Annotated in this window: 13 protein-coding genes; 6 read left to right on the plus strand and 7 right to left on the minus strand. The window is 54.7% G+C overall.

Annotation, left to right across the window (positions count from 1 at the left end):
• Positions 1 to 61: 61 nt before the first annotated feature.
• The 3 genes from Q0W94_RS09810 to Q0W94_RS09820 form a co-directional block, all read right to left on the minus strand.
• Positions 62 to 268 carry a glycogen debranching protein gene (locus Q0W94_RS09810; protein ID WP_297762412.1) on the minus strand — a complete coding sequence of 69 codons (207 nt, stop codon included), beginning with the start codon at positions 266 to 268 and terminating at the stop codon, positions 62 to 64.
• 84 nt (positions 269 to 352) lie between these two features.
• Positions 353 to 1,528, minus strand: a complete 1,176-nt coding sequence (gene bioF, locus Q0W94_RS09815; protein WP_297758466.1) for an 8-amino-7-oxononanoate synthase — start codon at positions 1,526 to 1,528, stop codon at positions 353 to 355.
• Positions 1,529 to 1,575: 47 nt separating this feature from the next.
• Positions 1,576 to 2,322 carry a response regulator transcription factor gene (locus Q0W94_RS09820; protein ID WP_297758468.1) on the minus strand — a complete coding sequence of 249 codons (747 nt, stop codon included), beginning with the start codon at positions 2,320 to 2,322 and terminating at the stop codon, positions 1,576 to 1,578.
• Positions 2,323 to 2,558: 236 nt separating this feature from the next.
• Between Q0W94_RS09820 and Q0W94_RS09825 the strand changes: the two genes are divergently transcribed.
• Positions 2,559 to 5,540: an ABC transporter ATP-binding protein/permease gene (locus Q0W94_RS09825; protein WP_297758471.1), complete on the plus strand. Its 2,982-nt coding sequence runs from the start codon at positions 2,559 to 2,561 to the stop codon at positions 5,538 to 5,540.
• 253 nt (positions 5,541 to 5,793) lie between these two features.
• Here the strand turns inward: Q0W94_RS09825 and Q0W94_RS09830 are convergent, their stop codons facing one another.
• On the minus strand, positions 5,794 to 7,032 hold the full coding sequence (locus Q0W94_RS09830; RefSeq protein ID WP_297758474.1) for an aspartate aminotransferase family protein: 1,239 nt from the start codon (positions 7,030 to 7,032) through the stop codon (positions 5,794 to 5,796).
• A gap of 155 nt (positions 7,033 to 7,187) precedes the next feature.
• Here Q0W94_RS09830 and nrdJ point away from each other — a divergent pair, with 155 nt between their 5' ends.
• Positions 7,188 to 9,461: a ribonucleoside-triphosphate reductase, adenosylcobalamin-dependent gene (gene nrdJ / locus Q0W94_RS09835; RefSeq protein WP_297758477.1), complete on the plus strand. Its 2,274-nt coding sequence runs from the start codon at positions 7,188 to 7,190 to the stop codon at positions 9,459 to 9,461.
• 24 nt (positions 9,462 to 9,485) lie between these two features.
• Here nrdJ and Q0W94_RS09840 read toward each other — a convergent pair whose 3' ends face one another.
• Entirely contained in the window at positions 9,486 to 11,060 is a 1,575-nt protein-coding gene (locus Q0W94_RS09840) for a serine/threonine-protein kinase (protein ID WP_297758480.1), read from the minus strand.
• Between the two features lie 359 nt (positions 11,061 to 11,419).
• Here Q0W94_RS09840 and yqeK point away from each other — a divergent pair, with 359 nt between their 5' ends.
• Positions 11,420 to 12,082 (plus strand): bis(5'-nucleosyl)-tetraphosphatase (symmetrical) YqeK, encoded by a 663-nt coding sequence (yqeK, locus tag Q0W94_RS09845; RefSeq protein ID WP_297758483.1) that lies wholly within the window; start codon positions 11,420 to 11,422, stop codon positions 12,080 to 12,082.
• A gap of 33 nt (positions 12,083 to 12,115) precedes the next feature.
• Positions 12,116 to 12,961, plus strand: coding sequence for an ABC transporter permease (locus Q0W94_RS09850; RefSeq protein ID WP_297758486.1), 846 nt, complete (start codon positions 12,116 to 12,118; stop codon positions 12,959 to 12,961).
• Here the strand turns inward: Q0W94_RS09850 and Q0W94_RS09855 are convergent.
• Positions 12,958 to 14,835: a caspase family protein gene (locus tag Q0W94_RS09855; RefSeq protein WP_297758488.1), complete on the minus strand. Its 1,878-nt coding sequence runs from the start codon at positions 14,833 to 14,835 to the stop codon at positions 12,958 to 12,960. The two genes, Q0W94_RS09850 and Q0W94_RS09855, sit on opposite strands and share 4 nt — an antisense overlap.
• Before the next feature lie 132 nt (positions 14,836 to 14,967).
• Positions 14,968 to 15,618: a phosphate signaling complex protein PhoU gene (gene phoU / locus Q0W94_RS09860; RefSeq protein ID WP_297758490.1), complete on the minus strand. Its 651-nt coding sequence runs from the start codon at positions 15,616 to 15,618 to the stop codon at positions 14,968 to 14,970.
• A 169-nt stretch (positions 15,619 to 15,787) separates the two neighbouring features.
• Here phoU and Q0W94_RS09865 point away from each other — a divergent pair, with 169 nt between their 5' ends.
• Complete coding sequence (locus Q0W94_RS09865; protein WP_297758493.1) at positions 15,788 to 17,038, plus strand: branched-chain amino acid ABC transporter permease; 1,251 nt, start codon at positions 15,788 to 15,790, stop codon at positions 17,036 to 17,038.
• Complete coding sequence (locus Q0W94_RS09870; RefSeq protein ID WP_399371645.1) at positions 17,028 to 17,840, plus strand: ABC transporter ATP-binding protein; 813 nt, start codon at positions 17,028 to 17,030, stop codon at positions 17,838 to 17,840. The genes Q0W94_RS09865 and Q0W94_RS09870 overlap by 11 nt, the downstream gene beginning before the upstream one ends.
• Positions 17,841 to 17,904 lie beyond the last annotated feature (64 nt).

Raw genomic sequence — 17,904 nt, forward strand, 5'->3', positions numbered from 1 at the left:
GCCATGTCCCCACTCGCTTAATCGCTCCACCCAGAATCTTATGCAGGGCTGAGCCAAAAGCTTAGGAGAGCTTGAGGGCAGTACTGGGAACATCATCCCAAGAGGCCACGGTACGCAGGCGAACTTGCCAACCAGCAGCTTTTTGTTCTGTTGTCAAGTTTTTCTCAAAGGACTGCACACACTCCCTCGCCTGGGCTTCATTACAACAGGCAATGCAGGCATAAAGCAAGCCAGAGGGATCTATTTGCTCACTTACCCAAATCGTCATCATCGCTCACTCCTTGGTGCAGTTTGCCGATTTCACAGAACTATCTACAGCCTAGGCGAAATACCCTGGGATCGTCAGGCCTTCTTAACAGCACTTTAATAAAGCTGCCAATGCTGCCAGTAGTTGTTCAATGTGCGCGGGGGTATGATCGGCTCTTAGGGTAATGCGCAGACGACTAAAGGGCACAGTCGGTGGCCGTACCGCCGCCACCCAACATCCGGCCTCTTGTAATTTCTGACCCCATTGGAGGACGGTGGCTGGATCGGGAGCAGGCAGGCAAAAGATAGGAGTCGGTAGGGGACGGGGCAAAACCGGGCAACCCAATGCTTGCAGGCCTTTTTCTAGTTGTTGAATGCGCTCCTCTAGGGCTTGGCGCCGGGAAGGATCTGTTTGGAGTTGCTCAAGGGCAGCAAGGGCAGCAGCAGCGTCCGCCGGTGAGAGGCCAGTGCTATAGATCCATGTGCTGGCACGGTGTTGCAGATAGGTGATCAGGGCGTGGGAGCCGGCAATGTATCCCCCTAAACTACCGAGGGCTTTGCTGAGGGTACCCATTTGAATGACCGCCGCGCTGGCTTGCCCCAAGGCGGCTAAGGTACCAGCACCATTGGTTCCCAACACCCCTGTGCCGTGGGCATCATCCACTAGAACCATAGCCCTATAGGCCTCTGCCAAAGCCAAAATTTCCGGTAGGGGAGCAATATCCCCATCCATACTGAAGACCCCATCAGTAAGGATGAGACAACGACGGTATTGGGAGCGATGAGTCTCTAGGAGTTGAGCAAGGGCGGCAACATTGTTGTGGGGGTATTCATAGAACGTAGCCTGGCTGAGGCGGGCGCCTTTTTTCAGACAGGCATGGTTGTAGGCATCCCCAAGCACCACGTCCCGCTGATCCACAAGGGCAGCAATGGTGCCAAGATTGGCCGCAGTACCGGAACTGAAGACCAAGGCAGCTTCTGTACCCTTCCACTGGGCGATCGCCCCCTCGAGTTGGGCATGGAGGTGGCGCTGCCCACTGAGCAAGCGAGAGCCTGTGGCTCCGGTACCCCACTGTTGAATGGCTGCAATGGCGGCGGCTTTCACCTGCGGGTGGTTGGCCAGACCTAGATAGTCATTGCTGCAAAAGTTAATCAATGGACGAGGCGGCTCGCCTACACTCACTACGGCCGCCGGTGCGCCACTGAGCAGGGGCTGGCGGTACCAATGGGCACGGTGCAGCGTATCTAGGGCAGGCTTTAGCCAGTCAAAGGGATCGCTCATTTGGGAATATTTTAGGGCAGAGTTGACAAAGTCTAAAAAGACGTGGTCTAAACCAATACATGGCGGGGCGATCGCGGGGGACGGAGTTGATTGCCATGCTGCTGGTGGCGCCCATTCAATGGCTCAAGGTGCAGCCGATAGCCGACATTGCGCACGGTTTGAATCAAACGTGGCTGTTGCGGATCCACTTCAATTTTCTTACGCAAAGATAAAATATGCGTATCGACGGTGCGGGGGTTATCAATGCTCTCTGGCCAAGCGCGCCGCAGCAATTCCTGACGACTCAAAGGCGTGCCCCCCATTTGGGTGAGGACATAGAGCAAGCTAAATTCCTGCGGTGTTAAGTCCACTGGGACATTGCGTACTACCACTCGCCGCTGCACCAAATCTATTTGCAACTCACCTAGGTTCAAGATGCTGGGTAAACAGGGGCGTGCTCGCCGTCCCAAGGCCTCGACGCGGGCAAGAAACTCCTGCATCCCAAAGGGCTTGGCCAAATAATCATCGGCGCCTGCCCGCAGCGCCGTCACCACCTCCGCTTCATTCTCACGGGCGGAAAGGACTAAAATCAAAACGGGGCTTTGATGGTGGAGCCAGCGGCATAATTCCAAGCCGTTTCCCTCATTTAAGTCCAGATCGAGAACAACTAAATCGGGATGGCGCAGTTGAAACACCTCCTGTCCCTGTTGACAGCCACTGGCAAGGTGAACAATGTGCCCCACTTGTTGTAGGTGCCAGCCAAGGAGGGAACGCAGGTGGGGGTTGCTTTCAATAATTTCAATGTGCATCAACATGAATACATCCCCACAACAAGATGTGGTTCTACATTTCTGGGAGACTTTGGCAGAAGGTGCAACAGGATGGCAGTATCTGAATGAATTGGATGCTAATTTAGCAAATCTAATACCCAGTATTTCGTAACGAATAATACTTTAGGGTTTTTTCTTGTTCCCACAATAGAAAATTCTTACCCCTTCTCTAGTGACAAAATTCTAGTGACAAAATGAAGTGGGGTTTCTAAACAAGGGATATGGCTGTGCCCATTCTCAAGCTCTTAGGGGCTGATGGTTCACAACAGCAAATTCAACTGGGGCGCGATCGCCTGAGCATTGGTACTGACCCCCAAAGCCAAGTGATTCTCGTCGGCGAGGGGATTTCCCGCCACCATGCCTTGATTCTTCGCACCGAAACAGGCTACCAAGTGGCGGATCTCGGGAGCGCCAGTGGCACTTTTTTGAATGGCACAAAGCTGCGGCCCCGCACCCCTGTGGTTCTCAAGGCGGGCGATCGCCTACGAATTGGTGACTTTGAAGCCATTTTCGAGCCAGATGGCGTGACAACAACGGAACTGCCGGGCACGGTCGTGATGGGGGCTGCGAGTACCCCTATTTTGCAGGTGGCCACGCCTCACTGGTTGCAGGAGTTTCCGCTGCTCAAGGAGGAACTGATTCTCGGTCGGGATCCGAAGGCAGACATTACCATTGACCATCCCTTTGTGTCCTTTCACCATGCCAAGCTGGTGCGATCGGCGGATCACTACAAAATCATTGACTTGGGCAGCAAGAATGGCCTTCACTGGCGCGGCACAACGATTAGCGAACATACCTTGGCACCGGGAGATGTCATTCATGTGGGGGAATCTCTGCGCCTCACATATCTGTTGATGCCTGCCACGGAGGTTGTTGAGCAAACTCGCCCCCTCCAACTGCGCGATCGCCAGCGGGTTCGGATTGGCCGCGATCCCAGCAATGATATGGTGCTGGATCATCCCGTTGTCTCACGGTTCCACGCTCGCCTCTATCTCCAAGAGGGACAGTGGTACATCGTCGATCTCGACTCCGCCAACGGCACCTTTGTCAACAACCGGCGCCTTGACCCCCGCAAACCGACGCCCTTGCCAGCGGGAGCCCTGGTGCGCATTGGTCCCTATAGTTCTGTTTTTACCCCCGACGAAACCATTGTTCCCCACAATGACAGTGGTAACCTACGTCTCGATGCCATCCACCTCAGTAAAACCACCCCTAAGGGGGCGAAGCTCCTGCAAGATATTTCCCTTTCCATTTTGCCCCGCGAGTTTGTCGCCATTGTCGGTGGCAGTGGTGCTGGTAAATCCACGCTGCTCGATGCCCTCAATGGTTTTCGTCCTGCCACCGAGGGCACGGTACTGGTCAACGGCTATGATCTGTACCGCTACTTTGGAACATACCGCACCCAGATTGGCTATGTGCCTCAGGATGACATTATTCACCGGCAGTTAACTGTGGCTCAAGCCCTAGATTATGCAGCACGACTGCGCCTACCCGCTGATTTTAGCGATCAAGAGCGACAGGAACAGGTGAACCGGGTTCTGGCGGAGTTGGAGTTGACAGCGCAGCGGCATGTCCTTGTCAAGGAACTGAGTGGTGGTCAGCGCAAGCGGGTGTCGATTGGTGTGGAATTGCTCACCCGCCCTAGTTTGTTTTTCTTGGATGAGGCAACCTCTGGCTTGGATCCGGGCACGGAAACCCAAATGATGCGCCTCTTGCGCCAGTTGGCGGATCAGGGGCGAACGATTTTACTCATTACCCATGCCACTAAGAATGTGATGCTCTGCGATTTGGTGGTGTTTTTGGCGCGGGGCGGCCACCTTGCCTATTTTGGGCCACCGGATCAAGCCCTCAGCTATTTTGATGTTCAAGATTTTGATGAAATTTACCTCAAGATTGAGAGCGAAGCTAATCCAGCCCTCTGGCAGCAACGTTATCGCCAGTCTCATCTGTATCAAACCTATGTGGTGGAGCGACAGCGTCCCCTCAATGTGGATACAGGGGCAACGCGCCAGGTCCAACCCCAACGTCAAAAAGCCACGATTCCGCGAGTGGCACCATGGCGGCAGTGGTGGATTCTCATCCAGCGAAACTTGGCCATTTTGCGACAGGATCGGGCGGCCCTTATTCTCATGCTCTCTTTGGCACCAATTTTGGGAGCCTTGGATTTTGTCCTCTGGAAGCCAATGATTCTTGATCCAGATCAGGGGGATGCGGGGCAGGCATTTACGATGGCCTTTGTCACGGTGCTCATTGCCGTGATGGTGGGCAGTTTAACCACAATGCGCGAAATTGTCAAGGAACTGGAGATCTATCGCCGTGAGCGGATGGTGGGGTTGGGGCTGTGGCCCTATATTTTTTCGAAGCTTGGCCCAGCGGCGGTCCTGGCACTATACCAAGCAGCCATTTTCTTGGGGATGAAGTTTTTGGCGATCAACCTGAGCCTGGGAATTGGGGCGATCGCTGGCCTTTACTTGACACTGTTTCTAGTGACCTTTGGCGGCATGGTAATGGGGTTACTGGTTTCTGCCCTCTCCCCCACTCAGACGGTGGCTCCTCTACTCACGATTCTCTTTTTGGTGCCGCAGATTACCTTTGCCGGTGCCATTATTCCCCTCAAGGATCTAGGGCCACTGGGCAATTGGCTCAGCAATGTCACCTTGACCCGCTGGGGCTATGCCAATGTCGTTTCCCTCTTGGGCTTTGGTCAGGATGTGGCTCAAGATCCCTGCTGGCAGCAACCAAAGTCGGTACGGGAGAAGCGAAGTCCTGAAGCTTTGGCTGAGTGTCCCTGCTTTGGCGAGAACCTCTTCCGGCGTTGCCGCTTTCCGGGAGTGCGCAAGGAGTACCACCCCGCTGTGGATGAACCAGAACCCCCCCGACCTGCGGAACCAGGTGATCCACCGGCACTGCCCAAGTCTGTCTTAGAGTTTGATCAGGCCTATCGCGATCGCGTTGAGGAGTACAATCAGCGGGTCAAAAACTATCAGACGGCCATGGAGCGCTGGCAAGACCAATTTGCCCTCTGGAAAGAGCAGCGAGGGCGGGCGATCGCCAGCGGTGAAGCCCTCATTGATCGCTTTTGGAGTCTTCAGGGGCAGACCTTCAAGGCCAATGTTACTGCCAATCACCTGCGCTTAGGGGGCATTATTGCCCTCATGCTGGGACTAGTGGGGGTCTTTCAAAAGCGTCAGGATGTGCTTTAGTCTCGAGCAATAGGGTTACCGTTTCAGCAGCGGATAAGTCCCGAGGCCAGCACCAATGGGCTAGCCACCACCGCCCTTTGAGCCATTTCTCCAACACCGAGCATCCCTGAGGCAAGGCAGAGCTCATACCAAGGGCAAAGCCAACCCCAGATGCCCCAGCAGGGCACAAAAAAATAGCACTTACTAGACAACCCGCTGACCCTGCTAAACCATTTGGCCACCTTCTGGCTCCTCATCTCCTGAGGCTCAAGTATTAGGCTGTTAAGTGGGCAAAGGCTCGGCCCATTGCCCCTAAGGCCATATCAATCTCGGCAGCACTGACAATGAGAGGAGGGACAAAGCGCACCACCTTCGGCCCCGCCGGCACCAGCAATAGCCCCTCAGCAAGGGCGGCTTTGACGACTTCAGCAGCGGTGAGAGGGGTGTCGGGTTGGAGTTCAAGACCGCGGATCAGCCCCCAGCCGCGCACTTCGGCAATAACTTGGGGATAGGCGGCCGCCAGTTCCTGGAGTCCTGTCCGCAGTTGCTGCCCGCGATCGCGCACATTTTCGAGGAGATTCTCTTTTTCAAGGGTCTCACAGACGGTGAGGGCTGCTGCTGTGGCCAAGGGGTTACCGCCAAAGGTACTGGCATGATCCCCCGGCTGAAAGACGGCACAAAACTCCTTGGCAATCATGGCACCAATGGGAACGCCCCCGGCAAGGCCTTTGGCGGCGGTGAAAATATCCGGTTCGACACCGAGGGTTTCATAGCCCCACAGGGACCCCGTGCGACCCATGCCCACTTGCACTTCATCAAAAATCAGGAGAATGCCTTTTTCTGTGCAGAGTTGGCGTACCTGCTCAAAGTAGGCGCGATCGCCGGGGCGGACTCCCCCTTCCCCCTGCAAGGGCTCCAAAAGAATGGCGGCCACTTGCGGTTCCGGTTGATCCAAGGAGGCCACGAGGGCTTCTAGGGCACCTAAGTCGTTGTAGGGCACATAGGCAAAGCCGGGCACCAAGGGGTCAAAGTGTTTTTGGTATTTTGGTTGCCCCGTAGCGGTAATCGTGGCCAGGGTACGTCCGTGGAAGCTGGCCTGTGCTGTAATGATGATCGGGTTAGCAATGTGGCGAACGGTATGGGCATATTTACGGGCCAGTTTAATGGCAGCTTCGTTGGCTTCAGCACCAGAATTGCAGAAAAAGACGCGATCGCCACAGGAGTGAGCCACCAACCACTGCGCCAATGCCCCCTGTTGGGGAATGTAATACAGATTCGAAACGTGGTGCAGCGTTTGCATTTGGCGGCTGACCGTCTCCACTAAGGCCGGATGGGCATGGCCGAGGGTACAGGTGGCAATTCCCGCCACAAAGTCTAAATAGCTGCGGCCTTGATCATCCCAAACCCGACAGCCTTCACCGCGCACGAGCGTAATCGGAAAGCGGCCATAGGTGGTCATCACCACTTGGTCAAAGGCCTCAGTACTGAAGGATGTCGAGGGAGCAGCAACCATTGACTCTGGACCCAAAGCAAAAACTTCCTGCTATCTTAGCATCTCCCTATCGCTGTGGCAGGGGAGTTGGGGATCACCCTAGGATTAGTGCTTATTGACCGCCAAGGATGGCTTCGGTACACTACACCTAGTATTAGCCATTAAATCCTGACCCTATGGTGCAAAATCCTCCCCGTCCCCAAACCAGCTTCCCCACGACAGCCCCCACAGCCTATCCCGTGTTTTACCGTACCTACAGCCGCCAAAATGAAGCGGGCGAGCGGGAGAGTTGGCAACAGGTGTGCGATCGCACCCTCAAAGGCCTACAGGAAGTGGGACACCTCACCGAAGCAGAAGTGGCACTGCTAAGAGAAATGCAGCAGGAGCTGAAGGCACTGCCCTCTGGCCGTTGGCTGTGGGTCGGCGGCACTGATTGGGTACGCCAGCCGGAGAACTTTTCCGGTGCCTACAACTGCACCAGCACCAATGTCGTGGATTGGGACTCCTTTGGCCTCATGATGGACTTGGCCATGCAGGGCTGTGGCACGGGGGCGATTCTGGAGCCAAAATACATCTCTCAGTTACCCCCCATTTGCAATCGCCTAGAGGTCACCGTTGTCGGCAACATTGGTCAAACCCCCAGGGAAGCGCGTCAAGAGCACACCACCGTCACACTCAGCGGGCAGACCTGCCAGATTAAAGTGGGGGATAGCCGCCAAGGCTGGGTGAAGTCCTACCAAACGCTTCTTGAGCTAGCCAGTAACCCGCACCTCGGTGGTTCAGTGCAGGTAACGATTGACATAAGTGATGTGCGTCCGACAGGTGAGCGGCTCAAGGGGTTTGGGGGAGTGGCCAATCCAGTCAAGCTGCCAGAGCTCTACCATCGCTGTGCTGCTCTGTTGAATGCTGCAGTGGGTCGGCAGTTGACCGCTGTGGAGTGCTGTCTGCTGATTGATGAGGCAGCCGTTGTCGTCGTTGCAGGTAATGTGAGGCGATCGGCTGGCATGCGTCAGGGCGCTAGTGATGATGAGGCGTTTGCCCAGGCGAAGCAAAACCTCTGGCAGCAGGATGAGCAGGGCAATTGGCGCATTGATCCCAAGCGGGATGCCCTGCGAATGGCCAACCATACCCGTGTCTTCCACAGGAAGCCTAGTCTTGAAGAATGTATCAATGCGGTGCGGAGTCAGTTCTATTCTGGGGAAGGGGCTATTCAATGGGCAGGGGAGGCGATCGCCCGCGCCAATGCCGATCTTCTAACCACACCCCATCTAAAGCAGGCTTTTCTGCGTGCCTATGAAAATCAACAGGGGGACGCCTTTTTGCAGAAGCTGTTGCCTGCCATGGATCAGCGGGAGCTTGCCCACCGCCTGGGTCGCTATGGCCTCAATCCCTGTGGGGAAATTATTGGTGCGGATTTTCACTGTAACCTGGCGGAAATTCACCTCAATCAGATTGATCCAGCGGATACAGCCACCCAAGAAAAAGCGTTCAAAGCCGGCGCCCTCTCCGTTGCCGCCCTGTTAAACCATCGGTTTGTGGTTGAGCGCTATCAATACTCCCGTGCCGTTGATCCCATTGTGGGCGTCAGCTTTACGGGACTCTTCGATTTCTTTGTCCATGCCTTTGGTGTGCCTTGGCTCCAATGGTGGGCCGCAGGGCGTCCCGATACACCCCAAGGGCGGGAGTTCAAGGCCCAAGAAGCAGCCTTCCTCCAACGCTGGCGGCGGATTGTCCATGAAACCGTTTGGGAGTATTGCGATCGCCATGGCCTCAAGCGCCCCAACCGTTGTACCACTGTCCAACCCTCCGGTACTAAATCCCTGCTGACGGGTGCCTCCCCCGGTTGGCATCCCCCCAAGGCCCAACGCTTTATTCGGCGGATTACCTTCCGCAAGGGCGACCCAGTAGCGATGGCTTGCTATGACTATGGCTACAATGTCATTCCCTCCCAGTCCGATAAGGATGAGACGGGTAAGCTTCTGGATGATCCCTTTGATCCGCGGTGTACCGAGTGGCTGGTCGAAATTCCCGTTGCTGTCTCTTGGGCAGATCTGGCGGGGGCAGACACGATTGATATTAGCCAGTTTTCCGCTTTAGCGCAGTTTGACTTCTATATGCAGGTGCAGCAACATTACACCACCCACAACACCAGTGCCACCATTGAGCTACGGGAAGCTGAAGTGGAACCCCTTGCCACAGCAATTTACACGGCGATTCAGCAGGATCAAGGGTATATTTCTGCGGCCCTCTTGGCACGCTTTGATGCCCATGAAACATTCCCCCGGCTGCCCTTTGAACCCATTAGCAAAGAACGCTATGAGCAGGAAGTTGCGGCAGTTGCTCGGCGCAAGCGGGTCCATGATTTCCATGAAGCCCTATCGCGCTATAGCCAACCCCTGACGGAGGCAGGGCCAGCCGGCTGTGACTCCGATAAGTGTCTGATGTCCTAAGAGAATGGGGGCAAACTTGCCCCTCTATTTAGGCAACTTTGTAAACCAGTTCTTCTTGGCGTGATCGAGCTGACCTTGAACGAATCCCGAGACCATACTAAAGTCTGCTCCAGAAATGTCGGCACCGGTAAAGTTTGCTCCTGAGATCGAGGCATCCAGTAGTTTTGCCCCCTTCAAATTTGCCCTCTCAAAGTTGGCTTGCACCAGATAGGCACCGCAGAGATTGGCATCATTCAGGTTAGCTCCCTGAAAATTGGCTTCCCGCAATACAGCATTGGCAAGAATACAGCCTTTCAAATCTGCATTGGTAAAATTGGCGTTGGCAAAGTTAGCCCCCGCCAGATCCGCATTGCGGAGGACAACATTGGAGAGATCGACATCCATAAAATCTCGCTCTCCCCGTTTATAGGCTGTGAGCACCTGTGCCGCTGTCATCCGTGGTGTGACTTTGGCGCGGAGGTGTTGACCGGGACCAGTTCCGACAACGGGTGGGCCTCCCAATTGGGTCCCTGTCATCTTTGATTGGCGCACTCGCGCCGCTTGGGCATTTTGACTCACCGATGAGGCATAACTGGAGCGCTTAGGTGCTCCAGGAACACGGGAACGGTTTTGGGTCGGCGGGGTCGAAAGGGCATTGCTGAGGTCATCATCCTCTGCGGCAACAGTAGGAGCAGCCCCACCAGCTGCTTGTTTGGACTCAAGTAGTTGCAGATCCGCAAGGACATCCATGGCGGTTTGGTAGCGATCTTTAACCGCATCCTGGAGCATTTTGTTGAGGAGAGCAGCAAACTCAGGGGAAATATTCTTGACGTAGCGCTGCCAATGCCATTCGCCGGTGCGCGGATCCCGTTCAATTTCCTTGGGGGATTTAGCGGTCAGTAAATAGACACAGGTGACCCCAAGGGCATAAATGTCACTGGCATAGACCGGACGCATGGCCATTTGCTCTGGCGGCGCATACATGGGGGTTCCCACGGCGAAGCTGGTAAATGTGGATAGCTCCGGGGCATTTTCCACCATGGCCTGCGTGACTTTGTCTTTCACGGCACCAAAGTCAATCAGCACCAACCTGTTATCAAGATCACGGCGGATGAGATTAGCCGGCTTAATGTCGCGGTGAATGACACTATTTTGGTGTAGGTAATCAAGGATGGGCAGCACTTCCTGCAAAACCTGCTTTACCTCTTCTTCGCTTTTGGGCCCAAAGCGCTTGACCTCCTGTTGCAGGGTAAGGCCACCCACGTATTCTTGGATCAGGTAAAATTCATTTTCATTTTCAAAGTAGCCGAGCAGCCGAGGCAATTGTGGGTGATTGCCAACTTTACCCAAGGTTGTGGCTTCCCGCAAAAAAAGCTCCCGCGCCATCGCTATGATGTGGGGAGCTGTGGCGGCGGGTCGCAACTGTTTAATCACACAGGTGGGATTGCCCGGCAGTCGCGTATCAATGGCCAAAAAGGTAGCACCGAACCCCCCTCGCCCTAGAACTTTAATTGCCTTGTATTGATCATTGAGTAGAAGTTTGCTGCCGCAGGCTTGGCAAACATCGACATCGTCAGGGTTGTCTGGTTTGGTACAGTTCGGATTTAGGCAATAACTCATAAGCAGCCAAGAAGATGAACAGCACGTTCAACAAGGGGGGAAGGGAGATAGGGTGACCTGTTTTTTTTGAAGTCAAAGCTTACAGGAATATACCCCCACCGCTAGCATAACTCAGTAGTTTTCACAAAACGATTCTGTACTTTTACGATACTCTTTTTTCTTTGCCTCGCCCTATCCGTGAAATTACGGAAGTTTGACAAGAAGTCTGGAGCCCTTTTCTCAAGTATGGGATGTCTCAGGAGAACGCTGATCCTTCCCGACAGGGGCTTTGACTGTTTTGAAGATCTCCCGACCTTGTGAAAAGAGCCTTTGTTATGATACAAGGGTAGCACTTCATCCTCCCTGGTGTGGCTTTGGCTATGACCCCGCTTGTGACAGCTAGTCCTAAGGACTCCTTGTGCGATCGCCAGCAGGTTTTGGCCTGGCTAGCGGCAAATGTACCTGCGCCACGACTACAGCACATCCTGAGGGTGGAAACAATGGCGGCGGAGCTAGCTCTACACCATGGCTTGGATGTGGATCGCGCTGCTTGGGCTGGATTACTGCATGATTTGGCGAAGTACTTTCCTCCAGAGCGATTGTTAAGTATGGCACGGGAGGCGGGGCTACCCATTACAGAGGTAGACGAAGCAGATCCCCATTTGCTCCATGCCGACATCAGTGCTTTGGTGGCGCGGCAGCAATTTGGTGTGACTGATGAGCAGGTCTTAGCAGCCATCGCCAATCACACCTTGGGTCAAGCCGGCATGGATGCCTTGAGTTGTGTCGTGTTTCTTGCGGATAGCTTGGAGCCAGGGCGGGGCCAGACGGTGGAGCTCGAGGAATTGCGCAAGGTGGCTCACCAAAATTTACAGGAGGCGGTGTGGCGAGTGTGCGATCGCACGCTGTTGTGGCTGATTGATCAGCATCGCTTAATTCATCCACGCATGCTCCTCACCCGCAATTGGGCAATGCAGGTGGCACCGGCAAAGCCGAAAAAGAGCGAAAGGACAGCTACCGCCAAGGTTGAGAGGCATTGTTAACCTAGAAAGTAGGTTTAATCTTGGAGTTGCCCTATGAGCACCGCTGCAGCAACGGCTGTTCCCAGTATTTTCTCAGGTGAATTTGTTCAGGAAACACTGGCTTTAACCCGTCGCCTGTTTATCCAACTGCAACGGCGCCCTTCCACACTGGTGGCGGGGGTGGTACAACCCTTGATTTGGCTGGTCCTCTTTGGTGCCCTCTTCCAAAATGTGCCGCAGGGCCTCTTTGGCGAGAGCACGAGTTATGGTCAGTTTCTTTGCGCTGGCATTATTGTCTTTACGGCCTTTAGTGGTGCCCTCAATGCGGGGTTGCCGGTGATGTTTGACCGTGAATTTGGGTTTTTGAATCGGCTGTTGGTGGCACCGTTGGCTTCGCGGTTTTCAATTGTTCTCGCCTCGGCGTTGTTTATTACCACCCTAAGTCTGATTCAGGTGGGGGCGATCGCCAGCTTGGGGGCACTCCTAGGAACGGGGCTACCCAATTTAGCGGGTATTGGGGTTGTCTTGGCAACGGTGCTGATTTTGGTTTTCGGCGTAACGGCCTTGAGCCTCGGTCTTACCTTTGCCTTGCCGGGGCACATCGAATTGTTGGCCGTTATTTTTGTCATCAACCTACCGTTACTCTTTGCCAGTACCGCCTTGGTGCCCCTGTCGTTTATGCCTCGCTGGTTGCAGTGGATTGCTAGCCTCAACCCCCTCAGTTTGGCCATTGAACCAATTCGCTATGTCTATCTGCACCCCGATTGGCGGTTGAGCGATGTGGTGATGGTGGCTCCTTGGGGGTCACTGAGCTTGGGAGCGGCACTGCTAATCCTTTTGACTGTCGCCCTAGGAATGAGCCTACTGATCCAACCGCTATTACGGCGCCGCTTGGCCTAGACCACCCGCAATGTGAAGCCTTGGGTACACCACTCCCGCACATCCAAGCAAAACTCATTCCCTTCCGGTTCACTGCTGAGATCCCCTAGCAGACCGAGAACCAAGGCAAGACTATCCTCACCAGAAATTAGGAATGGCTCTGAATGATTGGGGTGGCTACTCAGTTGACTAAAACGGCTCAGAGGACGGGGGCTGCTGATGATAAAGACCTTCAGCCATTGGCAAGGGCGATTCAGCGTCCAAGTATAGAGGGGAATATTCAAGCCGGGGGCAACCGCTAACTGCCACGACTGCGTTTGCAGCGGCAGCAGGAGCATCCCCTGACTGCTATCCCAGGCAAGGGCGACAATGTTGAGGGGGCGATCGCCATAGTTGTAGAGGCTCCAGCGGCAAGTATCTCCCTTGGCCAAGGTGAGGGGGCTGTGTAAATTCATGGCTGGCAGCTTAGTGCTCAGGACATCTGGAAGGGGATTGGGACTGCGGGGGGGGGATTGGCGGCTCAAGAGTTTTGCTGTTGGCGATAGTTGTTCAAGAGTTGTACACACAGCCACCTGACTGGAGGTGGGATTGAGCGTTAGGGTCAGCCATTTCTGGGCCAGGAGGGCATTCAGTAGGGGGTTCAAGCGACGGATACCGGCTTTGGCGGCTTCATTGCTACCACTACAACTGTGTTCCAACAACGTCCCTACTGGCCACTCCAGCCCATAACTGCCCGCTGTCTCACTTTTGGTGAGAACCACATCCGGCAGGGAGTCACTGCTGTTGAGGACGGCAGCTTTTTCTTCATTGGCCAGGGCATTGATGGCATCCACGCGCTCAATTTTGCTGAGGTTGGTGTCGAGGGCCACCTGCAGATGGAGATTTTTCCCTAAACGCCGCTGTTGTTCATAGAGGCGATCGCCCACTTGCAGAGGCTGACTGCTGACTCCTTGGGCCAGCAGGCCATTAAAACTCGCCATATCAACCACGGTGCCACCATCGGCAGTGCTCCAGCGACTGTGGGGATGACAGTAGGTCAACAGCCAAGGACTGAGGCCGCCACACCAGATTTGTAGGGAGCGATCGCGCCCTATTGCCTGCACTACACCATCAAATCCTGGGGATAGGGTGAGGTTCGCCGCTAACCCGTCGCTCACCAGACGCATTTCTGCCCCCGTTTGCCAGCGCAGTTCATCGGCTGTGTACATCAGGCTCGTTGCCAAGGGGCGATCGCCCCCCAAAGCCGCTAGATAATGGCTAAAACTAGCAGTAAAGAGTCCCATAGGGACACCATTCAGGTGTGTTTCTACTCCCAAATCAGCCCAGAGGAGATGATCTTTGGGAACTTGGCCTATGCCACGGGTCTCTCCGGGGTGCAACGGGACAAATCGCCAACGCAGCATCTCCCCCTCAATGGGGGGCGGGCTAAAGCGAGTGTCGAGCCATACCTGTACCCCTTTGGTACGCAGTAATTCAGCCAGAGGTAAGATGCCCTCACCAGCTCTTGTGGCATCCGCCAAAACCAGCGCTGGTTGTTGCTGCCAGAGGGTGCCATAGCCACTAAAGTAAACCAAAAGGGGCTGACCAGAGCGCTCCAGCACCCCTAGGGTTTCTTGGACAGCATCCAGGGTTGCCGCCTGTTCCGTCAGGAGTGTAATGTCACCGTCCGCCAGCCCCCACCCGTCTAACAACAGGTTTTTCACTAGCTGAACATCTGTCAGACAACCCGCTAAGGGGGGCACACCGGCCAACTGGGGATAGTGGTTAATGCCAATCAGGAGGACTCGCCACGGACGAAGGGAGTCTGCCCAGGAGCCGCCTGCCGTTTGCCAAACCCACGGCATCAGTGTCAGTGCCGCAGCACCATACAAAAAAGAACGACGGCTTAACCGCATGCCTTACCTCCCAACAAACCCATCCTCAGGTTAGAGCACGGGCACAACAACACTTATGAATTAGGACTAGTTCTATTCTCAAAGGTTGTGGACTCAATTAGGTCCACAGCGAGCATAAAACATCAATTTTTCCTAAAGGCCTTCCCCCCGCACAATGAAGCGGACACGCTGGCTAATAGTTGTCGCATGGTCACCAATGCGCTCCAAGTTGCGAATCAGCAGCAGTAGGATCAAGCGCAGTTCCACCGGCTCTTGGGGATTCAAAGGGGCGCAAAGTCGCCCATAAAGACGTTGGTAGTCGGCATCGACGGCATCATCGCAGTTGGCTAGGGCGACTCCCGCCTCAGGATCAAAATTGGCAATGGCGGATAGGGCGGCCGATAGCAACAGTTGCGATCTCTCGAACATCAAGCGGAGGTCCTCAAAGTAAGGTGGGGGTGGGTACCGCAGCAGCGTTTGAGCAGCACGGCCAATTTCAAGGGCATCATCGCCGATGAGCGCTAGATCGCGACAGAAGTGGGAAAGCATGACCAGAAATCGCAGATCCTCTGCCACAGCGGCTTGCAATGTCAGCAGGGCGATCGCCTGGCGATTGAGTTCTTGAGCACTGCGGTTAATGTCTTGTTCCCTTTGGATCAACTGCTCAACACTGAGGAGATTTCGCTCAATCAGAGCACCATAGGCCAGTTGACAGGCACTTTCCACCAGTGCCCCTAGGCGCAGCAAGTCACTGCGCAGACGTTTTAGTTGCCGTTCAAAATGGGTGGCCACAGTCTCAGGCACCCACCCTTGCTCAAATAACTGTGCTCCCTAGTGTGCCAAAAAATGGGGTGAGTTGTGCCTTGGGCACAGCCGGAATCAATGATGTATAAAATATAGGCATTTTGATTCTTGCATCCACTGGCGCGATCGCAACCGCACAGCTGTATTGGCCTTCACTTCCAGGACCTCAATGGTTGGTTATCTCATTTCCCTTGGTATTTTCACTGCCACCTTTGCCCTCTTTAGCTTGGGGCTAAATTTGCACTGGGGCTATACGGGGCTAATTAACTTTGGCCATGTCGGCTTTTTGGCCATTGGTTCCTACACCACGATTTTGTTGGGGATTGCTGGCGTGCCGATGTTCTTTGCCGTCCTGGCTGGGGTGGTGCTGGCCATGGGACTAGGCTTTTTAATGGGGATTGCTACGCTGCGACTGCGGGAAGATTACCTGGCAATTGTGACCATCGGCATGGCGGAAATTGTCCGCCTGATTGCCCTCAATGAGGATTGGCTAACCCGAGGGGGTCGGGGAGTGTATGGGTTTCCGCTGCCCCTTGCTCAGTTCAATCCCAATATACCGACTAAGCTGGGGATGATAGCTCTTTTTTGGGCTGTGGTGGGGGGGGCTGCATGGCAGTGGTGGCAATGGTTACAGCGGCAGTATGGGCGATCGCACCCCCGCTGGTTACTCCCGAGCTATGCAGCGTTATTGATTGCCAGTACCCTCAACCTTTGGGCAACGTTACTGCCTTTGAGCTTGGGACGGGGAATTGCCATTTTGCCTCTTGTGTTGACACTGGTGACCCTTGGTGGAGCGATCGCTCTTGTGAGCTACTATTGCCGTCCAGAAAGACGAGCGGTGCTTCCCATTGCCCTGAATACCTTGGCCGCTGCCTTAGTTGGTCTTGTGGTCAAAGCCCTCACCCTTGGCCTATGGGAGTTTAGTTACCGAGCTGGGCTATTGTGGCTGTTGGTCTTGGTTTTGGCTTTGGTGGTGTGGCAGTTAGAGCGTTGGATTCATTCCCCCTGGGGACGGGTACTCAAAGCAATCCGCGAAGATGAGGAGGTGGCCAAAGCGCTGGGCAAGAATGTCTTTGCTTACAAAATGCAATCGCTGTTGTTGGGGGGAGCGATCGCCGCGGTGGCAGGATCTTTTTATGCCTGGCAGCTCACATTTATTAACCCCGATGGCTTTTTATCTCTGATTACATTTCAGGCGTGGACAATTGTGGTTTTGGGGGGGGCAGGCAACAACATGGGACCTCTCCTCGGTGCCGCCCTTTTTTGGGCCTACACTGCACTGACCCGCTTTATTCCCCTAGATGGCGGTCGCTTAGAGGCGCTGCGGATGATGCTCATTGGCCTTGTCCTCATTGTCTTGATGATGTGGCGACCCCAGGGTATCTTGGGCAAAAAGGAGGAACTCAGCCTTGGTCGATAAGCCTTCTCTCGCACCTGTCTCTAGCGGTGTCAGTCAAGTCTTGCCCTCAGACCTCCTAGTGGCCACAGGCCTATGCAAAAGTTTTGGTGGCATTCGCGCCGTCGATCATGCGGAAATTCGAGTTGCCCGTGGCAGTATTACTGGTCTCATTGGTCCAAACGGTGCCGGCAAAACCACCCTATTCAACCTCTTGTGCAACTTCCTTACGCCCGATCAAGGCCGTGTGATTTTTGATGGTGTCCCCATTAGTCATCTGCCAACCCACCAAGTTGCCCTTCAGGGACTCCTGCGCACCTTCCAAGTGCCGCGGGTACTCTCACGCCTATCGGTTCTCGAAAATATGCTCTTGGCAGCCCCGCTGCAAACTGGAGAGAAGTTGTGGAATAGCTGGCTTCAGCCCCTGCGCATTCGCCAAGAGGAACAGGAACTGCAGCAACGGGCGTGGGCAATTTTAGAGTCTGTGGGGCTAGCAGCCAAGGCCAATGACTATGCGGGTGCATTGTCGGGAGGGCAGCGAAAACTCCTTGAAATGGCGCGAGTCATGATGCACCGTCCCCGCATGGTCCTCCTCGATGAGCCAGCCGCCGGCGTCAATCCGACCTTGATCAACCAAATTTGTGGGCATATTGGGCGCTGGAATCAAGAGGGCGTGACGTTTCTGATTATTGAGCACAATATGGACGTGGTCATGTCCCTGTGTCAGCACATCTGGGTCTTAGCGGAGGGGAAAAATCTGGCTGACGGTCCTCCGAGCGAGATTCAAAGCAATCCTGAGGTCTTGAGAGCTTACCTTGGACAATAAACCTTGGACAATCAGTCCGTTGGGGTGGGTCAGGGGTTCTCGCCTCTATCGCTTCTCACGTGAC

This window comes from Thermosynechococcus sp. (assembly GCF_025999095.1).
Classification (GTDB): Bacteria; Cyanobacteriota; Cyanobacteriia; order Thermosynechococcales; family Thermosynechococcaceae; genus Thermosynechococcus.

Coding starts and splice junctions, on each gene's coding strand:
- Q0W94_RS09810 (WP_297762412.1), bottom strand. CDS start 268: ATGACGATTTGGGTAAGTGAGCAAATAGATCCCTCTGGCTTGCTTTAT.
- bioF (WP_297758466.1), bottom strand. CDS start 1,528: ATGAGCGATCCCTTTGACTGGCTAAAGCCTGCCCTAGATACGCTGCAC.
- Q0W94_RS09820 (WP_297758468.1), bottom strand. CDS start 2,322: ATGTTGATGCACATTGAAATTATTGAAAGCAACCCCCACCTGCGTTCC.
- Q0W94_RS09825 (WP_297758471.1), top strand. CDS start 2,559: ATGGCTGTGCCCATTCTCAAGCTCTTAGGGGCTGATGGTTCACAACAG.
- Q0W94_RS09830 (WP_297758474.1), bottom strand. CDS start 7,032: ATGGTTGCTGCTCCCTCGACATCCTTCAGTACTGAGGCCTTTGACCAA.
- nrdJ (WP_297758477.1), top strand. CDS start 7,188: ATGGTGCAAAATCCTCCCCGTCCCCAAACCAGCTTCCCCACGACAGCC.
- Q0W94_RS09840 (WP_297758480.1), bottom strand. CDS start 11,060: ATGAGTTATTGCCTAAATCCGAACTGTACCAAACCAGACAACCCTGAC.
- yqeK (WP_297758483.1), top strand. CDS start 11,420: ATGACCCCGCTTGTGACAGCTAGTCCTAAGGACTCCTTGTGCGATCGC.
- Q0W94_RS09850 (WP_297758486.1), top strand. CDS start 12,116: ATGAGCACCGCTGCAGCAACGGCTGTTCCCAGTATTTTCTCAGGTGAA.
- Q0W94_RS09855 (WP_297758488.1), bottom strand. CDS start 14,835: ATGCGGTTAAGCCGTCGTTCTTTTTTGTATGGTGCTGCGGCACTGACA.
- Q0W94_RS09865 (WP_297758493.1), top strand. CDS start 15,788: ATGGTTGGTTATCTCATTTCCCTTGGTATTTTCACTGCCACCTTTGCC.